General features: G+C 68.0%; 21 protein-coding genes and 1 tRNA gene. 17 read left to right on the top strand and 5 right to left on the bottom strand.

What is annotated here, in order from left to right:
* The first annotated feature begins 7 nt into the window (after positions 1-7).
* From HDC31_RS14070 to HDC31_RS14060, 3 genes are all read left to right on the top strand, one after another.
* Complete coding sequence (locus HDC31_RS14070; RefSeq protein WP_179516242.1) at positions 8-874, top strand: GyrI-like domain-containing protein; 867 nt, start codon at positions 8-10, stop codon at positions 872-874.
* An 84-nt stretch (positions 875-958) separates the two neighbouring features.
* Entirely contained in the window at positions 959-1,594 is a 636-nt protein-coding gene (locus HDC31_RS14065; RefSeq protein ID WP_179516241.1) for a GyrI-like domain-containing protein, read from the top strand.
* Between the two features lie 90 nt (positions 1,595-1,684).
* Positions 1,685-2,485 carry a DUF1206 domain-containing protein gene (locus tag HDC31_RS14060; protein WP_113681192.1) on the top strand — a complete coding sequence of 267 codons (801 nt, stop codon included), beginning with the start codon at positions 1,685-1,687 and terminating at the stop codon, positions 2,483-2,485.
* A 10-nt stretch (positions 2,486-2,495) separates the two neighbouring features.
* Here HDC31_RS14060 and HDC31_RS14055 read toward each other — a convergent pair whose 3' ends face one another.
* Positions 2,496-3,143, bottom strand: coding sequence for a LysE family translocator (locus tag HDC31_RS14055; RefSeq protein ID WP_061016105.1), 648 nt, complete (start codon positions 3,141-3,143; stop codon positions 2,496-2,498).
* 76 nt (positions 3,144-3,219) lie between these two features.
* Positions 3,220-3,627 (bottom strand): nuclear transport factor 2 family protein, encoded by a 408-nt coding sequence (locus tag HDC31_RS14050; protein WP_046746717.1) that lies wholly within the window; start codon positions 3,625-3,627, stop codon positions 3,220-3,222.
* A gap of 89 nt (positions 3,628-3,716) precedes the next feature.
* Here HDC31_RS14050 and HDC31_RS14045 point away from each other — a divergent pair, with 89 nt between their 5' ends.
* The 8 genes from HDC31_RS14045 to HDC31_RS14010 all read left to right on the top strand — a co-directional run bounded on the left by HDC31_RS14045 (position 3,717) and on the right by HDC31_RS14010 (position 9,532).
* Entirely contained in the window at positions 3,717-4,097 is a 381-nt protein-coding gene (locus tag HDC31_RS14045) for a helix-turn-helix domain-containing protein (RefSeq protein ID WP_061016101.1), read from the top strand.
* A gap of 43 nt (positions 4,098-4,140) precedes the next feature.
* The gene (locus HDC31_RS14040; protein ID WP_113681193.1) at positions 4,141-5,448 is read left to right on the top strand and encodes an aminotransferase class V-fold PLP-dependent enzyme; all 1,308 of its coding nucleotides are present in this window, start codon (positions 4,141-4,143) and stop codon (positions 5,446-5,448) included.
* Complete coding sequence (gene sufU / locus HDC31_RS14035; protein ID WP_046746714.1) at positions 5,445-5,879, top strand: Fe-S cluster assembly sulfur transfer protein SufU; 435 nt, start codon at positions 5,445-5,447, stop codon at positions 5,877-5,879. Before HDC31_RS14040 ends, sufU begins: the two co-directional genes overlap by 4 nt.
* A gap of 16 nt (positions 5,880-5,895) precedes the next feature.
* Positions 5,896-6,837, top strand: a complete 942-nt coding sequence (locus HDC31_RS14030) for a GNAT family N-acetyltransferase (RefSeq protein WP_179516240.1) — start codon at positions 5,896-5,898, stop codon at positions 6,835-6,837.
* Positions 6,838-6,893: 56 nt separating this feature from the next.
* On the top strand, positions 6,894-7,535 hold the full coding sequence (locus tag HDC31_RS14025) for an NADPH-dependent F420 reductase (protein WP_113681195.1): 642 nt from the start codon (positions 6,894-6,896) through the stop codon (positions 7,533-7,535).
* Between the two features lie 114 nt (positions 7,536-7,649).
* Positions 7,650-8,315: a GntR family transcriptional regulator gene (locus HDC31_RS14020; RefSeq protein WP_046746712.1), complete on the top strand. Its 666-nt coding sequence runs from the start codon at positions 7,650-7,652 to the stop codon at positions 8,313-8,315.
* Positions 8,316-8,426: 111 nt separating this feature from the next.
* Positions 8,427-8,672 carry a hypothetical protein gene (locus HDC31_RS14015; RefSeq protein ID WP_113681196.1) on the top strand — a complete coding sequence of 82 codons (246 nt, stop codon included), beginning with the start codon at positions 8,427-8,429 and terminating at the stop codon, positions 8,670-8,672.
* The gene (locus tag HDC31_RS14010) at positions 8,672-9,532 is read left to right on the top strand and encodes a hypothetical protein (RefSeq protein ID WP_058631592.1); all 861 of its coding nucleotides are present in this window, start codon (positions 8,672-8,674) and stop codon (positions 9,530-9,532) included. Before HDC31_RS14015 ends, HDC31_RS14010 begins: the two co-directional genes overlap by 1 nt.
* A gap of 20 nt (positions 9,533-9,552) precedes the next feature.
* Here HDC31_RS14010 and HDC31_RS14005 read toward each other — a convergent pair whose 3' ends face one another.
* Entirely contained in the window at positions 9,553-10,392 is an 840-nt protein-coding gene (locus HDC31_RS14005; protein WP_179516239.1) for an SDR family oxidoreductase, read from the bottom strand.
* Between the two features lie 129 nt (positions 10,393-10,521).
* On the opposite strand from HDC31_RS14005, the gene HDC31_RS14000 reads away from it, so the two are divergent.
* Complete coding sequence (locus HDC31_RS14000; RefSeq protein ID WP_058631503.1) at positions 10,522-11,106, top strand: hypothetical protein; 585 nt, start codon at positions 10,522-10,524, stop codon at positions 11,104-11,106.
* Between the two features lie 64 nt (positions 11,107-11,170).
* A tRNA-Arg gene (locus HDC31_RS13995) sits at positions 11,171-11,243 on the top strand.
* Here HDC31_RS13995 and HDC31_RS13990 read toward each other — a convergent pair.
* A complete protein-coding gene (locus HDC31_RS13990; RefSeq protein ID WP_179516238.1) occupies positions 11,209-11,514 on the bottom strand; it encodes a helix-turn-helix domain-containing protein in 306 nt (101 codons plus the stop codon). The two genes, HDC31_RS13995 and HDC31_RS13990, sit on opposite strands and share 35 nt — an antisense overlap.
* Before the next feature lie 83 nt (positions 11,515-11,597).
* Between HDC31_RS13990 and HDC31_RS13985 the strand changes: the two genes are divergently transcribed.
* Positions 11,598-11,939 carry a helix-turn-helix domain-containing protein gene (locus tag HDC31_RS13985; protein WP_179516237.1) on the top strand — a complete coding sequence of 114 codons (342 nt, stop codon included), beginning with the start codon at positions 11,598-11,600 and terminating at the stop codon, positions 11,937-11,939.
* A 144-nt stretch (positions 11,940-12,083) separates the two neighbouring features.
* On the top strand, positions 12,084-12,263 hold the full coding sequence (locus HDC31_RS13980) for a hypothetical protein (RefSeq protein WP_179516236.1): 180 nt from the start codon (positions 12,084-12,086) through the stop codon (positions 12,261-12,263).
* 130 nt (positions 12,264-12,393) lie between these two features.
* Here the strand turns inward: HDC31_RS13980 and HDC31_RS13975 are convergent, their stop codons facing one another.
* Entirely contained in the window at positions 12,394-12,624 is a 231-nt protein-coding gene (locus tag HDC31_RS13975; protein ID WP_179516235.1) for a hypothetical protein, read from the bottom strand.
* 77 nt (positions 12,625-12,701) lie between these two features.
* Here HDC31_RS13975 and HDC31_RS13970 point away from each other — a divergent pair, with 77 nt between their 5' ends.
* A complete protein-coding gene (locus HDC31_RS13970) occupies positions 12,702-12,989 on the top strand; it encodes a hypothetical protein (protein ID WP_179516234.1) in 288 nt (95 codons plus the stop codon).
* Positions 12,990-13,207: 218 nt separating this feature from the next.
* A complete protein-coding gene (locus tag HDC31_RS13965) occupies positions 13,208-15,040 on the top strand; it encodes a hypothetical protein (RefSeq protein WP_179516233.1) in 1,833 nt (610 codons plus the stop codon).
* Positions 15,041-15,048: the final 8 nt, after the last annotated feature.

The raw sequence follows: 15,048 nt of genomic DNA, 5'->3' as shown, positions 1-15,048 counted from the left end.
GGACCCCATGATCGGCACGCTGAACGCCCTGGTCGACCTCGTCGACACCTACGGTGTCGCGGGAGAGATCGACATCGACGCGTTCGCCCGTGAGAACGGCACGACGGAGTACCACCTGCGTCGGATGTTCTCGGCGCTGGCGGGGATGCCGCTCTCGGAGTACGTGCGTCGTCGCCGGATGACGCACGCGGGAGCGGAACTCGCAGCCGGCGCTCCGAGCCTGCTCGACGTGGCCGTGCGCCACGGATACGGCTCGGTCGAGGCGTTCGCTCGCGCCTTCCGCGCGGTGCACGGCATCGGACCGGCCGATGCGCGCCGTGACGGGGGTCCTCTCCGTACACAACCCTCGCTCCGGTTCCGCCTGAGCGTGGAAGGGAGCATCCCCATGCACGTCACCATCACCCACCGGCCCGCGCTCGTGCTCGTCGGTCACGCCGTGGAGGTTCCGTTGATCCACGAAGGCGCCAATCCGCACATCCAGGCGCACATCGCGGCCATCCCGCCCGAGGAGCATGCGCGGCTCAAGACCCTCGGCGATGCCGAGCCCTCGGGGATCCTGGCCGTCACGGCAGACGTCGAACCCGACGCCCCGGAAGGCTCGCTGCTGAGGTATCTGCACGGCGTCGCGGTGCAGAGCACGACATCGGTTCCGGAAGACCTCGACGTGCTTCCGGTCGACGAGGGATCGTGGGCGGTCTTCGCCGCCAGTGGGCCCTTCCCCGCCGCTCTGCAGACGCTGTGGGCGGCCACGGCGACGGAGTGGTTCCCGTCGAACCCGTGGAGGCTGCGCCCAGGCCCGTCGATCGTGCGCTACCTGGAGTTCAGCGGTGACTCCGCGTCGTGCGAGCTCTGGCTTCCGGTCGAACCGGCCTGAGGCCGGCGGGGTGGGCGCGCGTGCGCACCCACCCCGTGTCCGTGGCCCGTGCGACACTGAGCGCACGATCCAGGGAGGCACGTGATGGCGGCCATCGATCCGAAGAAGACACTCGACGCGTACCGGGCGAAGCGGGGCGAGTTCCGCGTCGTCGAGGTGCCGCCCCTGCAGTACCTGATGATCGACGGGGCAGGAGACCCGAACACCGCGCCCGCCTATCGGGACGCCGTGTCGGCGCTGTTCCCCCTGGCATACGCGCTGAAGTTCGCGAGTCGGAACGACCTCGGCATCGACACCGTCGTGATGCCGCTCGAGGGACTCTGGCATGCGCCCGACATGGAGTCGTTCACCTCCCGACGTGACAAGTCGGCCTGGATGTGGACGATGATGATCATGGTCGGCGATCACATCACCCCCGCGATGTTCGCGGCAGCCGTCGAGTCGGTGTCGCAGAAGGCTGTGAAGAAGAGGGAGCCGATCCCTGCGCTCGACTCCGTGCGGCTGCAGACCCTCGACGAGGGCAGCTGCGTACAGACACTCCACGTCGGACCGTTCGACGACGAAGGACCGGTGCTCGAAGAGCTGCATCACCACTTCATCCCCGACAACGGGCTCCAGATGCGGGGGCTCCATCACGAGATCTACCTGAGCGACCTGCGCCGTGCCGATCCGGCGAAGCTGCGCACCATCCTCCGGCAGCCGATCATGCCGCACGCCTGAGCGACAGGGCGGGAGCGACAGGGCGGGAGCGACAGGCGAGGCGAAATCAAGCCCCTCGGCGGGGTTCCGCACGACGGATACGCTTCAACGATGAGCACGGTCAAGAACGCGGCGCGCGTCGCCAAGAGGTCGTCGACGTTCCGACGGGTCGCCCGTGCCGGCTTCGTCGTCCTCGGTCTCATCCACGTCATCATCGGCTCGGTGGCGATCTCCATCGCGGCCGGCGCCTCCGGTGACGCCGACCAGGACGGGGCCATGGAGCAGATCCGCCAGAGCCCGATCGGAGGGCTGCTGCTCGTGCTCGTGGCCGCCGGGCTGATCGCGCTCGCCGTGTGGCAGATCGCCAGTGCCTTCCTCGCCGCCGATCCGGCCGAGACGAAGAAGTGGGGTCAGCGCGTCAAGCTGTTCGGCATCGCCGCCGCCTACCTCATCGTCGGGGGCATGGCCCTGATCTACGCCGTGGGTGGCAATGCCGACTCCGAGACGGCGTCGAAGACCCTGAGCGCGGTGCTGCTCTCGGCGCCCGGCGGCGTCGCCCTGTTGGTCGTCGTAGGGCTCTCGGTCGTCGGGGTCGGGGTCGGGTTCATCGTCGGCGGCTTCACCCGCGGCTTCGAGAAGCTGCTCGACCTGCCATCGGGAGTCGCCCGCAGGGGCATCGTGACCCTGGGAGTGATCGGCTACTTCGGCAAGGGCACCGCCGTCGCCGTGACCGGGGTGCTCTTCGTCGTCGCCGCCGTCACGCAGGACCCGGAGAAGGGCGCGGGGCTCGATGCCGCCCTGCACAGTCTGCTCGACCTGCCCCTCGGCGGACTCGTCCTGGGTGCTGTCGGCGCGGGGTTCGCCGTCTACGGCGTCTTCTGCATCGCCCGGGCCCGCTACGCCAGGATGTGAGTTCGAGCGTTCACGCGGTGGCGGGTTTCTCGCTCCACACCAGCAGGAAAGCGCCGAGAGCGATCATCAGCCCGCCACCGGTTGCCCCCATCGCCTCAATACGTCGGGGCGAGCGGCCGAACCAGTCACGGGCGGCGCTCGCCAGGAGCACCCATACGGCGTCGCAGCTCACGCCGATCACCACGACGACCACCCCGAGCAGGAACAGCTGCGCCGGCACCGATCCGGCATGCAGATCGACGAACTGCGGGAGGATCGCGAGGAAGAACGCGATGGACTTCGGGTTCGTGACGCCGACGACGAAGCCCTCGGTGAGAAGCCGCCAGCCCGAGCGCTTCGCCGGCGCCGTGGCCATGGCTCTCGCCGCGTCCTTCCGGTGGCGGATCGCCTGGATGCCCAGGAAGATCAGGTAGCCGGCGCCGAGCACCTTGACGATCGTGAACAGCACGACCGACTGCGCGATCACGGTGCCGACGCCGAGAGCCACCGCGACGACGAGCACGATCGATCCGACCGCCGTGCCCAGGATGCTGAGGAATCCGCCCATCCGGCCGAGCGCCATGGCTCGGCCGATCGTGAAGAGCACGGTCGGCCCGGGGATGACGACCATGATGAACGCCGCGACGACGAAGGTGAACAGCGTGTCCTGGGCGATCATGGGACGAGCTTAGAGGCGCGGACGCCGGGCGGTCGAGGTCCGCGACCACCCGGCGTCGCTCGAATCGGGGGACGGATCAGGCCGTACCCCAGAAGCGATCCTCCGCTTCCTGGTCCTCGCTCATCAGCCAGACCTCGACGATGCGGCCGTCGGCGACACGGAACACGTCGACACCGTGCTGATCGAGAACGTGCTGATCGAGGTCATCGTGCCCCACGCGCTGCGCGCGGAATCGCACGGTGGCGGATACCAGGGCACCGCTCTCGGTCGCCGACTCCGTCTCGAGGGCGAACGTGCCCCCGCTCAGCTGCATGAACCGTCCCAGGTGCGCGATGATCGCGTCGGGGCCGACGTGATCTCCTGACAGCTGGTTCGCTCCGGGCTGGTGCCAGACGGCATCCGGATGGAAGGTCGCCGCCAGCGCCTCCATGTCTCCGGCGGCCATGGCCGCACCGTACTGTCCTACGACGTCGATCGCCGACATGATGCTCCTTCTCGATGGGTCGGTACTGTGGAGCATCCAGCGTCTCGGCAGGGGCGCGGTTACTTCAACGTCACCGGAAGGGGCAGCGGATGTCGAACACGTGGACGGTGTTCTCGGCCAGCTGCCCGTCGCGCGCATCACTCGCGCGCATCGCGAACAAATGGACCGCGATGATCGTCGTCCTCCTGCACGAGCAGCCTCTGCGCTTCGGCGAATTGCACACCAGGATGGACGGAATCACGAAGAAGGTGCTCGTCGACACGCTCCGCGCCCTGGAACGCGACGGCATGCTGGAGCGCGGCGTCGGAGACGACGGCCACTCCCGCTATCTGCTCACTCCGCTCGGGCGCACGCTGTATGCGCCGCTCCAGGCGCTGCAGGTCTGGGCGGAGTCGCATGTCGAGGACGTACGTGACGCGCAGGACCGCTACGACGCGGCCGCCGACGCGAAGACTCTCGGCGGCCCTTGACCCGTCGCGCCCACCCCCGGTCCGCAGGTGGGAACATGGAGGGATGAGCACTTCTCCCGGTCTCGACGTGATCGCCTCCCTGAACGACGCCGAGGTGCGGCGCATTCGCGGCGACTTCCCGATCCTGGGTGCACAGGTGCACGGGCGTCCGCTGGTGTATCTGGACTCCGGGGCGACGTCACAGCGACCGGTGGCTGTGCTCGACGCCGAGCGCGACTTCGCCACCTCGATGAACTCGGCCGTGCATCGCGGTGCGCACACGCTCGCTGCCGAGGCGACCGAGCTGTTCGAGGACGCCCGCACGGCCGTCGCCCGATTCGTCGGCGCGGACGACGACGAGATCGTCTGGACCTCCAACGCCACCGAGGCGATCAACCTCGTCGCGTACTCCCTCTCGAACGCGTCGCTCGGGCGTGGCGGTGCGGCTGCGGAGCGCCTGCGGCTCCGAGAGGGCGACGAGATCGTCACCACCGAGATGGAGCACCACGCGAACCTCATCCCGTGGCAGGAGCTCGCGGCCCGCACCGGCGCCACGCTCAAGGTGATCCCCCTCGACGACGACGGTGCCCTGCGGCTCGACGCCGCGGCCGAGCTGATCACGGCACGCACCAAGCTCGTCGCCTTCACGCACGTCTCCAACGTTCTGGGAGTCATCAATCCCGTGGAGCAGCTGGTCGCGCTCGCCCGTGAGGTCGGGGCGCTGACGCTGCTCGACGCCTGCCAGTCGGCACCGCATCTGCCCCTCGATGTGCGCGCCCTCGACGTCGACTTCGCCGTGCTGTCCGGACACAAGATGCTCGGACCCACCGGGATCGGTGCCCTCTACGGCCGCCGCGAGGTGCTGGCTGCGATGCCGCCCTTCCTGACGGGCGGCTCGATGATCACGACGGTCACCACGACCGAAGCCGAGTACCTTCCGCCGCCGCAGCGTTTCGAGGCGGGCACCCAGCGGGTGTCGCAGGCGATCGCGCTCGCCGCAGCGGTCGGCTACCTGACCGAGGTCGGGATGCCGCGTATCGCCGCGCATGAGGCGGCCTTCGGTCGACGACTCGTCGACGGTCTGAGCGCGATCGACGGGGTGCGCGTGCTCGGCGCCGGTATCGACCTGCCCCGCGTGGGACTGGCGAGCTTCGACGTCCAGGGCATCCACTCCCACGACGTGGGGCAGTTCCTCGACGATCTCGGCATCGCGGTGCGCGTCGGCCATCACTGCGCACAGCCGCTGCACCGCCGGCTCGGCGTGACCTCATCCACCAGGGCGAGCACCTATCTCTACACGACCGATGCCGAGGTGGATGCCGTGATCGAGGGCGTCGCCGGAGCCATCGACTTCTTCCGGAGGGGCGCATGAGCGACCTGCAGAACCTGTATCAGGAGCTGATCCTCGACCACTCGCGCACCCCGCACGGGTATGGGCTGCGGGAGGAGATCCCGGCGCAGTCGCACCAGCTGAACCCGACCTGCGGCGACGAGATCACCCTCCAGGTGCACCGCGGAGCCGACGGCGGCATCGAGGCTATCGCCTGGGAGGGACACGGCTGCGCGATCTCGCAGGCATCCGCCTCGCTGCTGGCAGAGCTCGCCGAGGGGCTCAGCGTCGAAGACCTCGAGGTGCGCATCGCCGCATTCCGCGAGGCGATGCGCTCCCGCGGCAAGATCGAACCCGATGAGGAGCTGCTCGGAGATGCCGCAGCTCTCGGTGGGGTGTCGAAGTACGTCGCACGCGTCAAGTGCGCCATGCTCGCCTGGGTCGCAGCGGAAGACGCGCTCACCCGCAGCTGAGGTGCAGGATGGACGCATGTCCGTGCAGCTGATGCCTCTGCCCGCCGAACGCTTCGACGAATGGCGGTCCGCCGCGCGGAAGCGTCTCATCGACGGCAACAGGGCGTCGGACCGGCGCCCCGGCGTCGACGCGGTCGCCCACGTCGATCAGCTCTTCGGCGAGGTGTTCCCGGACTCCGCCGCGACCGCGACCGCGCGGGTCATGCGCGTGGTCATGGACGCGGAAGGGGAGGTCGGGACGCTCCTGCTGAATCTGCGGGACGACAAGCTCTTCCTCCTCGACCTCGTCGTCGACGAGCCGTTCACCGACGCGCACAGCGACGATCTGCTCGCAGAGATCCTGCGGGTCGCGCGAGAAGAGGGCGCCACGCAGGTCGGCATGCAGCTGTTCCCGCAGGACTCGACCGGTCGGGCGTTCGCGCGCGGGAGAGGCTTCGAGGTGGCCTCCATTCAGATGGTGCTCGAGCCGCTCCCGGCGCGCGACGTCGCTTCCCACGTCGACGTGTCGCCGATGATCCCGGAGCGCTTCCCGACGTTCGCCGCCGCATCGGAGGAGGGGTTCGCGAACGACCTCGTCGAGTCCGGTCGCTACACCCCGGAGGAGGCGCTCGCCGAGTCGCATCGTCAGATGATCGCCGAGCTTCCCGACGGACTCGACACCGCGGGGCAGGAGCTCTTCACCGCCTCCGTCGACGGGACGGAGGTCGGCATCCTGTGGGTCGGCGTGCGTCAGCGCGAAGGTCGTCCTCATGTGTTCGTCCTGGACATCGAGGTGGCCGCCGAGCACCGGCGCAGAGGGTACGGGCGCGAACTGATGCATGCCGTCGAGCGGGAGGCGCGCCGGCTCGGTGCGGACTCGATCGGTCTGCACGTCTTCGGCTTCAACACGGGAGCGATCGACCTGTACGAGCAGCTGGGCTACCGCCGCACCGAGGAGAGCCTGCTCCGTGACGTCTGAGCCGTCGTAGGAGGACTCGACGGGAATAGCCTCGAGCGCCCGGCGTTGGTCCCGACATGACAACTCTCGGAATCATCGGTGCAGGACACATCGGCAGCCAGGTCGCACGCGTGGCGATCGCGAACGGGTACGACGTGGTGATCGCGAACTCGCGGGGACCGGAGACTCTCGCCGACCTCGTCGCCGAGCTCGGCCCGAACGCTCGCGCCGCCACTGCGGAGGATGCCGCCGCCGCTGCGGACGTCGCGGTCGTCACGGTGCCACTCCGCGCGATCGACGACCTGCCTGCAGAGCAACTCGCCGGCAAGATCGTGCTCGACACGAACAACTACTACTTCGAGCGGGACGGGCACATCGAAGCCCTCGACAAGGGGGAGACGACGACGTCGGAGCTGGTGCAGCGCGCGCTCCCGAACGCCAAGATCGCGAAGGCCTTCAACCACATCTTCGCCTCGGAGATCACGTCGGACGGCACTCCTGCCGGCACGCCGAACCGGCGGGCGTTGGCGACTGCCGGTGATGATGCGGAGGCTGTCGCCTTCGTGACCCGCTTCTACGACGAGGCAGGGTTCGACACCGTCAACGTGGGACCGCTCAGCGAGTCGTGGCGGGTCGAGCGTGACCGTCCGGCGTATGTGGTCCGACAGAACGCGGAAGAGCTGACGGAGAACCTCGCACGCGCGAACCGTCTGCCCTGAGCATCGATGCGGGCGGGGGGACGCATCCTCTCGCCCGGTCGTCGGGGTCCATCGGCGCGGAGCCTTGGGATACCAAAAGTTGAGGAACACCGGCAGGGGTGCGACAATGCCCAGATGGCGGGGGCTATAGCAGCAGGCGGGGAACTCGAGTCGGTGCGGGTCACCCGCATCCTTCGTGACGACATCATCCTCGGACACCGGAAGCCGGGTGCGCGACTCGTCGAGCGGGACATCGCCGCGGAGTTGAACGTGTCCCGCCTTCCGGTCCGCGAAGCCATCCGCACGCTCGTCGCCGAGGGGATCGTGGTCGCGCGTCCTCGTACCTGGGCTGTCGTGAGGGAGTTCACGCACCGCGACATCCAGGACTTCGCAGAGGTGCGCGAGGCTATCGAGACGCTGATCTTCGTCTTCGCGGCGGAGCGGCACGACGAGGCGGGTATCGCCCGCATCCGTGCCGCGTACGAGCGCGAGCTCGCGGCCGCACGTGCCGAGGATTCCGAGGCGGCGAGGATCGCGGCGGCGGAGTTCCATGAGGTCGCCGTCGAACTCGCCGCGAACGAGATGCTCGGAGAGCTGATCGCCGTCTTCCTCACCCGTCTGCGCTGGCTGTTCGGTCAGCACGACGACCTGCTCGCCATGGCGGACGAGCACAGGATCATCCTCGAGGCGATGACGGCGCGGGATACGGAAGCGCTGCGTCGGATCGTGCCGGCGCACCTCGCCAGCGGCCAGTCCGCGGCGGAGCGGCGGCTTGCGGCGCGCAGCGACCTGACGGTCTGAGCCTCGCGGGTCCGCGCCCCCCCCGAGGTGAGGTCCTGCGGAGGCGCCTCCGGTTGTATATTGGGGCGATCGGAGTCGGTCCGGAACTGGTGCGCTGTCCTGGGGAGCGAGATGCGAGGTCTTGCTGTCGCGGTCGGATGCCTCTTACTTGTCGGTGGGATCACAGTCGTCGCCATCGCCGATCAGGAGCGTCTGGAATCGATCGCCGCGGTCAAAGCGGAGATCGTGCGGATCGAGCATGCGCTGAAGATGACGCGCGACGACAACCGGGAGCTCGCCGCGCAGCTGACCGCGCTGCGTTCTCAGCTCGCCGAGCAGGACGCGCAGATCGCGGACACGACGGGCTTCCTCCCGTGATGCGTCGCGCCGTGGCCGTCGCGCTCGCGGCCTCCGTGCTCCTCGTCTCGGGGATGATCGGCAGATCCCAGGGCCTCGAGCAGGAGAGGGCGTCCGCCGTCGCTGAGCTGACCGCGCTCACCGAGCAGTACCACGATGCCGGACAGCGCACGGACTACCTCGACGGTGCGGTGGACCGCGCGGAGCAGGACACCGCGGAGCGTGCCGCCGTCCTCGCCCAGCGTCCCGCCTTCCTCGCGGAGGTGCAGGCGCTCACCGTCGCCCTCAAGGGTGCGGAGGGGCGGGTGGACACCGCCGCGCACCGTGCTGCCGCGCTTTCGGCACAGCAGACGGTCGCCGCCGAGAAGGAGAACCCCGACACGGTCGCTGCGGCCACGGCGACCGTGCACGCGCTCACCGAGAAGGTCGGCACGGAGGTCGCCTCGTGGCAGGCGGCGCAGAGCTCGGGCCCCGGCGGGCCGGCGTGGTCGTCGAGCGGCCCTGACGGCTACGCGCGGGTGCGGGCGGCGCTCGACCTCGTCGGCGGTGGAGGCGTCGGGCTCTACGAATCGTCGTCCTGTGCGGGGGGAAACGCCCCGGCCTGCGCGAACAGCAACGGGTACATCAAGTACCGCGCCGACATCGCGAGCTGGGGCGCCGGCCGGTTGAACTGGGCGATGGCGCACGAGCTCGCGCACATCTATCAGTTCCGTGTATGGGGCTCGCTCACGTCGTCCGGTGCCTACGGGTCGCTGTTCGGCGGCGACCCGGAGTTCCTCGCCAACTGCATGGCCGTGGTGCGGGGATATCCCGGATCGGTCGGCTGCAACGGCGATCAGCAGGCGTGGGCCTCGGGTATCTGGGTGGGCGTCGTCCGCTGAGGCGGTGCGCCTCATCGGCGTCAGGATATCGGCGTCGTGGTGTCGATCGCTTCGCGCAGCGGCCGCCGCATCACACGCCAGTACGACGCCGGCGCGATACGGGTGAGCACATCGATGAGGCGCGCCTCGCGGCCGACCATGGTCCGTGCAGCCCGTCGTTCGGTCGCGCGGATGATCCGCGCCGCCGCGTCTGCGGGCTCGGTGTGGTACATCTCCGCCTGGGCGGCGGCGGCGCGGGCGGCGACCTTCGGGTCGATCGCCGCGGCATAGCGGCCGTGCAGGATGATCCCGGTGCGCACCCCTGCCGGGTACACGGCGCCGACGGTCACAGAGGTGCCCTCCAGCTCGTGCCGCAGTGCTTCCGAGAAGGCGCGGACGGCGAATTTGCTCACCGCGTAGGGGATCCGTCCGGCGGGGGCGGCGAGGGCGTAGACGCTCGCCAGATGGGTGATGTGGGCGGCAGGGGCGGCGCGGAGCGCGGGGAGGAGCGCCTTGGTGACGGACACGGTGCCCCAGAGGTTCACGTCGGTGAGCCAGCGCATCTCCTCCATCGTCAGCTGGTCGATGTCGCCGAGCATGGAGGAGCCGGCGCACGTGATCAGCGCATTGATCCGCGGGTGCGACGCGGTGATGTCCGTCACGGCTGCGAAGACGGCGTCGTCGTCGCGGAGGTCGACGACGTGCGTGGTCACGCGTGCGTCGTGCAGCTCCTCGGCGATCCTCGCAAGAGCCGCGGTGTCGTGGTCGACCAGCGCGAGAGATGTTCCTCGGGCAGCGAGCCGGCGTGCGATCTCCGCGCCCATCCCGTTGGCGCCTCCGGTGATCACGGTGGTGCCCCCGGTGAGATCGAGGTGTTTCATGCGTCTCCTGCAGGGCGTGATCGGGGCGCGAACCCGCGGATGTCGGATGGTTGGGGCATGCTGATTCCGACCATTCTGGCCGACACCGGGCCGCATCGATACCGGTACGCTCAAGGAGAGGAGGTACCGGTGGGACGGACAGCGGATGCCATCGCCGAAGGCGTCGCGATCGCGACCGCTGCCGCGCGCCTGGCCGTCAAGAACCACATCCTCATCGGCACCATCGCCGAGGACGGCGTGTTCGACATGGACAAGTACATCGACGACGCGCGTGAGGCGCTCCGTGCCATGGCAGAGGAGTCGGAAGAAGCCGCGGCCACCGTCACCGCCCTGCGCAAGCGGGCGAGGGGCCGGCATTCCGACCCGGTGGGAACGCACGACTACCGCGATCGCGATGTGCGCAACCTCCGCCGTCGGGCCAAGCAGTCCACCGGCGTCGCCGTGCGTCTGCGCGAGATCATGCAGGACCGGGAGCAGCTCGCCGCCATCGTCGAGGAGGCGAGGAGCGCGGCCTGGGCCGACGTGCGCCACAACCTCGACCGTCGACTGCGTGTCGAGGGGATGCGCCCCGACCAGGATCCCGACTACAACCGCATGCGCGAGGCCCGGATGCAGGCCCTTCGGCTCGTCGACCTGCAGGCGCTCTCCTCGGAGCAGAGAGCCAAGGCCAAGAGGCGGAAGAAGCAGCAGAAGGCCGCATCGGCCGACGACTGAGGCCTCGTTTCGCTTTCGCGTCGGGACTGTTGTAGGCTGTTCTACGGCCCGCTGAGCGGGCCGGGCGCCCGTAGCTCAATGGATAGAGCATCTGACTACGGATCAGAAGGTTAGGGGTTCGAGTCCCTTCGGGCGCACACTGTGTTGAGACAGTGAAGGAACGGCTTCCGCTTCGGTGGAGGCCGTTTCTGCGTTAACGCCCGTCGCGAGCCATTCGAGACTCACGCCGCACGCCGCCGCGATTCGGGCCGTTACGTCGAACTGCGGCATCGAGCGTCCCGTCTCGTAATTGGAGAGCGAGTTGCGGGCGACGCCGACCGCCGCCGCCAGCTGAGTCTGATCGAGGCCCGCATCCTTGCGCGCCTTCGCGAGAAGTTCACCAAGGGTCCATGTGACTGTCATGCTCATGCGATCAGTGTAGCGCGCCCAATATCTCGACACGCCGCACTCAATGCGTCGGCGTGTTGTGCGCATGTCGAAATTATGGGCACATGAGCTTGAACGCGTACATCTGGGCGGCGAACCTCCCACTCAGCGTCTGCAACGGTACGCCGTTCCGGGTGCTCCTCCAGTTGGCGGATCGTGCGGACGATCTGGGCTACGGAGCCTACCCGCATGTCTCGACCATTGCCGAACGCCTCGAATGCTCCGAGCGCACTGTCCAGCGAGCCATCAAAGAGCTTCGCGCGTGCGACCTGATTCGCGAGGGCGACCAGCGGTGGGTGGAGCACCTAGACCCCCGCTACCGGCCCACTGTCTACGACGTGCTGACGACGGCGCTTCGGTACACGGAGGAGAGAGGGGGAGGCCTCGAAACCAGGGGTGACACCTAAGTCACCCCTGGTCGATCCAGGGGTGACAGAAACAGGCGTCCAGGGGTGACAACTGCTGTCGCTCTAAGAACCGCCCTTAGAACCCTCTTACTCAACTAACTCTCTCTCCCTACCTACCTGAACGCGCGAGAAAGCGAAAAGACGATGACGAAGCACTACTGGATGTACGACATGAACCGCGACTTCCACGTCACGCTGACCGATCCCGAAGCCACGATCTTCGACGCTGTGCAGGTCATCCGCGACCACGCCGGAGTCGAGGCGTTCGGCTACCAGGTCACCCGCTCGGAGGCCAGAGCCAACGAAGAGGTTCTGGTCGTATGACCGATCCGCACCGCTACCTCGAATCCGGTTGGTGCAGTTGCGGGCACCACCGGCGAGACGGACGCCAAGACCGCGACCACGTCGAGCAGCCCACCATCGCCGAGATTCGCGCGATTCTCGGCCCCACGTATCAGCCCAAGGAGCAACGCAGATGAACACCCCAGACAACTTCCCGGCCCTGTGGGTCGCCCTTCTCTTCGTCGCCATTCTGGTTCTCTGGATCGCGTTCGACCTTCGCGAGCGCAAGCGCATCGCTCGCGAAGCCGCAGCTGGTGCCGTCCTCGTGGCAGAGCATGCGGTCTCGATGGCGAGCAGCGGTGAGTGTGCCCGAGCGTGGGTCACGAGCGAGCGCGCGGGCCACCGCGTCCACCTGTGCGCACGACCGTACGAGCACACAGGGCCGTGTGACTGCGGTGTATGCCCGGAAGGGCTCGACCGATGACCCTAACCAAGGCAGAGGCTCACGCATGCCGAGCCACCATCAACCGCCTTACCACGCTCGTGGACTCAGCACGCGACCTCCGGGGCGAAGCCAAGACGCTCGGGCTTCGGGACACCGCGCGCTCGCTTCACGACGCGGCACGGACACTGGACGGCGCACGGACGCGCCTTGTCGAAGACGGGCCGGAGTACCTGGACGCTGCACGCGCATTCATCAATGCGGCAGAGAACATGCTCACTGACCGTGCCATCTACATCGGGCGCTTCGCCAACGGGCGGCACTGACCGATGGGCGCCAAGCACCAGACACCCGAGTACCGACGCAACGCGCCGGTCATCCGCTCACGCGTGCACGCCGCACACCGAGCAGGGCGGGCCGTCGCATGCTGGCGCTGCCGCCGACCCATCGCGCCCGGACAGCCCTTCGACGTGGGGCACCTGCCCGGCGCGCGGGCATCCGCACTCAACGAGCTTGCACCCGAGCACCGCCACCGCACGGGGCAGTGCGTCGGCAACCGCGCAGCTGGAGGGCGAGAGGGAGCATCCATCACCAACGCACGCCGACACATCAACGTGCCGACCAACCAAGAGACAACATGGCCAGTCTGATCGCACCAACGTTCGAAGAGTCCGACGCCGCTTCTTTGAGTAGCGGCGTCACAACTACCGCCTCCGGCAGCGAAATCCCCCCCCAGGACTGGGCAGGGGTGGAGCTACCCGAAGAGGTCTTCGAACATCCCCTACTCCAAGAGGATGCGTGGAACGAGCTTCGCGATTCCGGCCGCGACCCCCTGGACGAATCCACCCTGCACAGCACTTACCAGTCTCGCGCCGAGTTCCTGGTTGGCGCATGGATCATCAACGAACTCGTTCCCCGTCGCATCATCCCTGGGGGGCTCCTCGGAAACCTCCAACCGCAGATGCTCCGAACCGCCGACGTAATCGGCACAGGCGGTCCCGTCGACCCGGACGACATCGGCCCCGACGAGGCCAGCTTCCTCAACGCGATCCTCGAACCTCGCCGCTCCTCGAAGACCACGAGCCTGTGGTGCATCCTCCTCGGACGGTGCTGGATGCGCGCCGTCTACATGGCCGGTTACACCATGCTCACCACCGCGAAGAAGGCGGGCGAAAGATTCAAGCTCGACGTGCGCGACTCGATCCTCCGCAAGTGGCGCGACAAGACCTACCGCGAGAAAACGATGGGCGTGAAGCTCACTGAAGGCAACGGCAACCTCGGCATTGAGTTCTCCAACGGGTCCAAGCTTGCGATCCTCTCGCCCAACGGCGATGACGTGCGCTCCGGTGCCTATGACATCCTCGTGCTCGATGAGTCCGGCGAGGCCGAGCCCGAGATGTGGGATGACATCGTGGGCGCGGTCGTGCCCTCCTTCGACACCCGCCCCGGCGCGCAGCTCGTCTACGCCGGTACTGGGGGTAAGTATCGCGACGGTTCCCACTTCTGGGCCACCCTCCACGACCTCACGGCGGGCCGTATTCGCTACGGCGTGCCGGATGACATGGATGAGAAGAAGCTGGAGACGTGGGAGGCCGGAGCCGGTGAACTCATCGAACGACTGCACCCGGGACTCGACGGCCTCACCAACCTCGCCACCATCCGCCGTAACTTCGCCATCCTCGGCTGGTTGCGATTCTCGATGGAATACCTCGGCCACTTCGGCAAGGCGGCGGGCAATGACACCATCATCGGCGGCGAGTGGAGCGACACCACCGAACGCGGCCCCGTGCCCACCGGAGTCACACCGCTGTCGCTCGCGTTCGCCGTCCACCCCGGAGGGCTCTGGGCATCCATCGCTGTGGCGTGGTACCTGCCCGACGATGCGGGCGACCTCGCTCGCGCCGCTTGGGCGCTCGACGGTGACGACGACAGCGCCCCGCGAATCGGCATCAAGATTATCCACCACCAGCAGGGTAATGCCCGGATGGCTGCAACCCTCTGGAAGTACTGGAAGCAGCTTCGCCTTCCGATCATCTATGACGATTCTCCGCAGGAGAAGGCGATCATCCAGGAGCTCAACCGGGACGCCCGCCCCCGCCCCCAGTCGCAACTCATCCGCTTCGGGGAGAAGAGTGTCGCGCACACCAAGCTCCTCAATGGGCTACGACACGGCGACGTGCGCCACTGGGAACAAGAGCCCTTGGACAAGGCCGCAGCCGGAGCCGTTAAGCGCACGTCTGGTAAAGCTGTCCTCTTCGGCACCCCGGTTGCCGATCCCGAGTTCGACATCACGCCACTGGAGGCCACGGCGGCGGCGCTCTACAAACTCCCCGATCCCACCGCAGGGAAGTCCTTCGCCCCGATCATTATGAGCTAGTTACAAAG

The sequence above is a fragment of the Microbacterium sp. JAI119 genome (assembly GCF_013410135.1).
Taxonomy (GTDB): domain Bacteria; phylum Actinomycetota; class Actinomycetes; order Actinomycetales; family Microbacteriaceae; genus Microbacterium; species Microbacterium oxydans.
The sequence above is the reverse complement of the archived record's forward strand: the minus strand, read 5'-3'. Positions and strand labels throughout refer to the sequence as shown.

Bases quoted from the DNA above. Each gene is read 5' to 3' on its own strand.
- HDC31_RS14070 (WP_179516242.1), top strand. From the start codon at position 8: ATGATCGGCACGCTGAACGCCCTGGTCGACCTCGTCGACACCTACGGT.
- HDC31_RS14065 (WP_179516241.1), top strand. From the start codon at position 959: ATGGCGGCCATCGATCCGAAGAAGACACTCGACGCGTACCGGGCGAAG.
- HDC31_RS14060 (WP_113681192.1), top strand. From the start codon at position 1,685: ATGAGCACGGTCAAGAACGCGGCGCGCGTCGCCAAGAGGTCGTCGACG.
- HDC31_RS14055 (WP_061016105.1), bottom strand. From the start codon at position 3,143: ATGATCGCCCAGGACACGCTGTTCACCTTCGTCGTCGCGGCGTTCATC.
- HDC31_RS14050 (WP_046746717.1), bottom strand. From the start codon at position 3,627: ATGTCGGCGATCGACGTCGTAGGACAGTACGGTGCGGCCATGGCCGCC.
- HDC31_RS14045 (WP_061016101.1), top strand. From the start codon at position 3,717: ATGTCGAACACGTGGACGGTGTTCTCGGCCAGCTGCCCGTCGCGCGCA.
- HDC31_RS14040 (WP_113681193.1), top strand. From the start codon at position 4,141: ATGAGCACTTCTCCCGGTCTCGACGTGATCGCCTCCCTGAACGACGCC.
- sufU (WP_046746714.1), top strand. From the start codon at position 5,445: ATGAGCGACCTGCAGAACCTGTATCAGGAGCTGATCCTCGACCACTCG.
- HDC31_RS14030 (WP_179516240.1), top strand. From the start codon at position 5,896: ATGTCCGTGCAGCTGATGCCTCTGCCCGCCGAACGCTTCGACGAATGG.
- HDC31_RS14025 (WP_113681195.1), top strand. From the start codon at position 6,894: ATGACAACTCTCGGAATCATCGGTGCAGGACACATCGGCAGCCAGGTC.
- HDC31_RS14020 (WP_046746712.1), top strand. From the start codon at position 7,650: ATGGCGGGGGCTATAGCAGCAGGCGGGGAACTCGAGTCGGTGCGGGTC.
- HDC31_RS14015 (WP_113681196.1), top strand. From the start codon at position 8,427: ATGCGAGGTCTTGCTGTCGCGGTCGGATGCCTCTTACTTGTCGGTGGG.
- HDC31_RS14010 (WP_058631592.1), top strand. From the start codon at position 8,672: ATGCGTCGCGCCGTGGCCGTCGCGCTCGCGGCCTCCGTGCTCCTCGTC.
- HDC31_RS14005 (WP_179516239.1), bottom strand. From the start codon at position 10,392: ATGAAACACCTCGATCTCACCGGGGGCACCACCGTGATCACCGGAGGC.
- HDC31_RS13990 (WP_179516238.1), bottom strand. From the start codon at position 11,514: ATGAGCATGACAGTCACATGGACCCTTGGTGAACTTCTCGCGAAGGCG.
- HDC31_RS13985 (WP_179516237.1), top strand. From the start codon at position 11,598: ATGAGCTTGAACGCGTACATCTGGGCGGCGAACCTCCCACTCAGCGTC.
- HDC31_RS13980 (WP_179516236.1), top strand. From the start codon at position 12,084: ATGACGAAGCACTACTGGATGTACGACATGAACCGCGACTTCCACGTC.
- HDC31_RS13970 (WP_179516234.1), top strand. From the start codon at position 12,702: ATGACCCTAACCAAGGCAGAGGCTCACGCATGCCGAGCCACCATCAAC.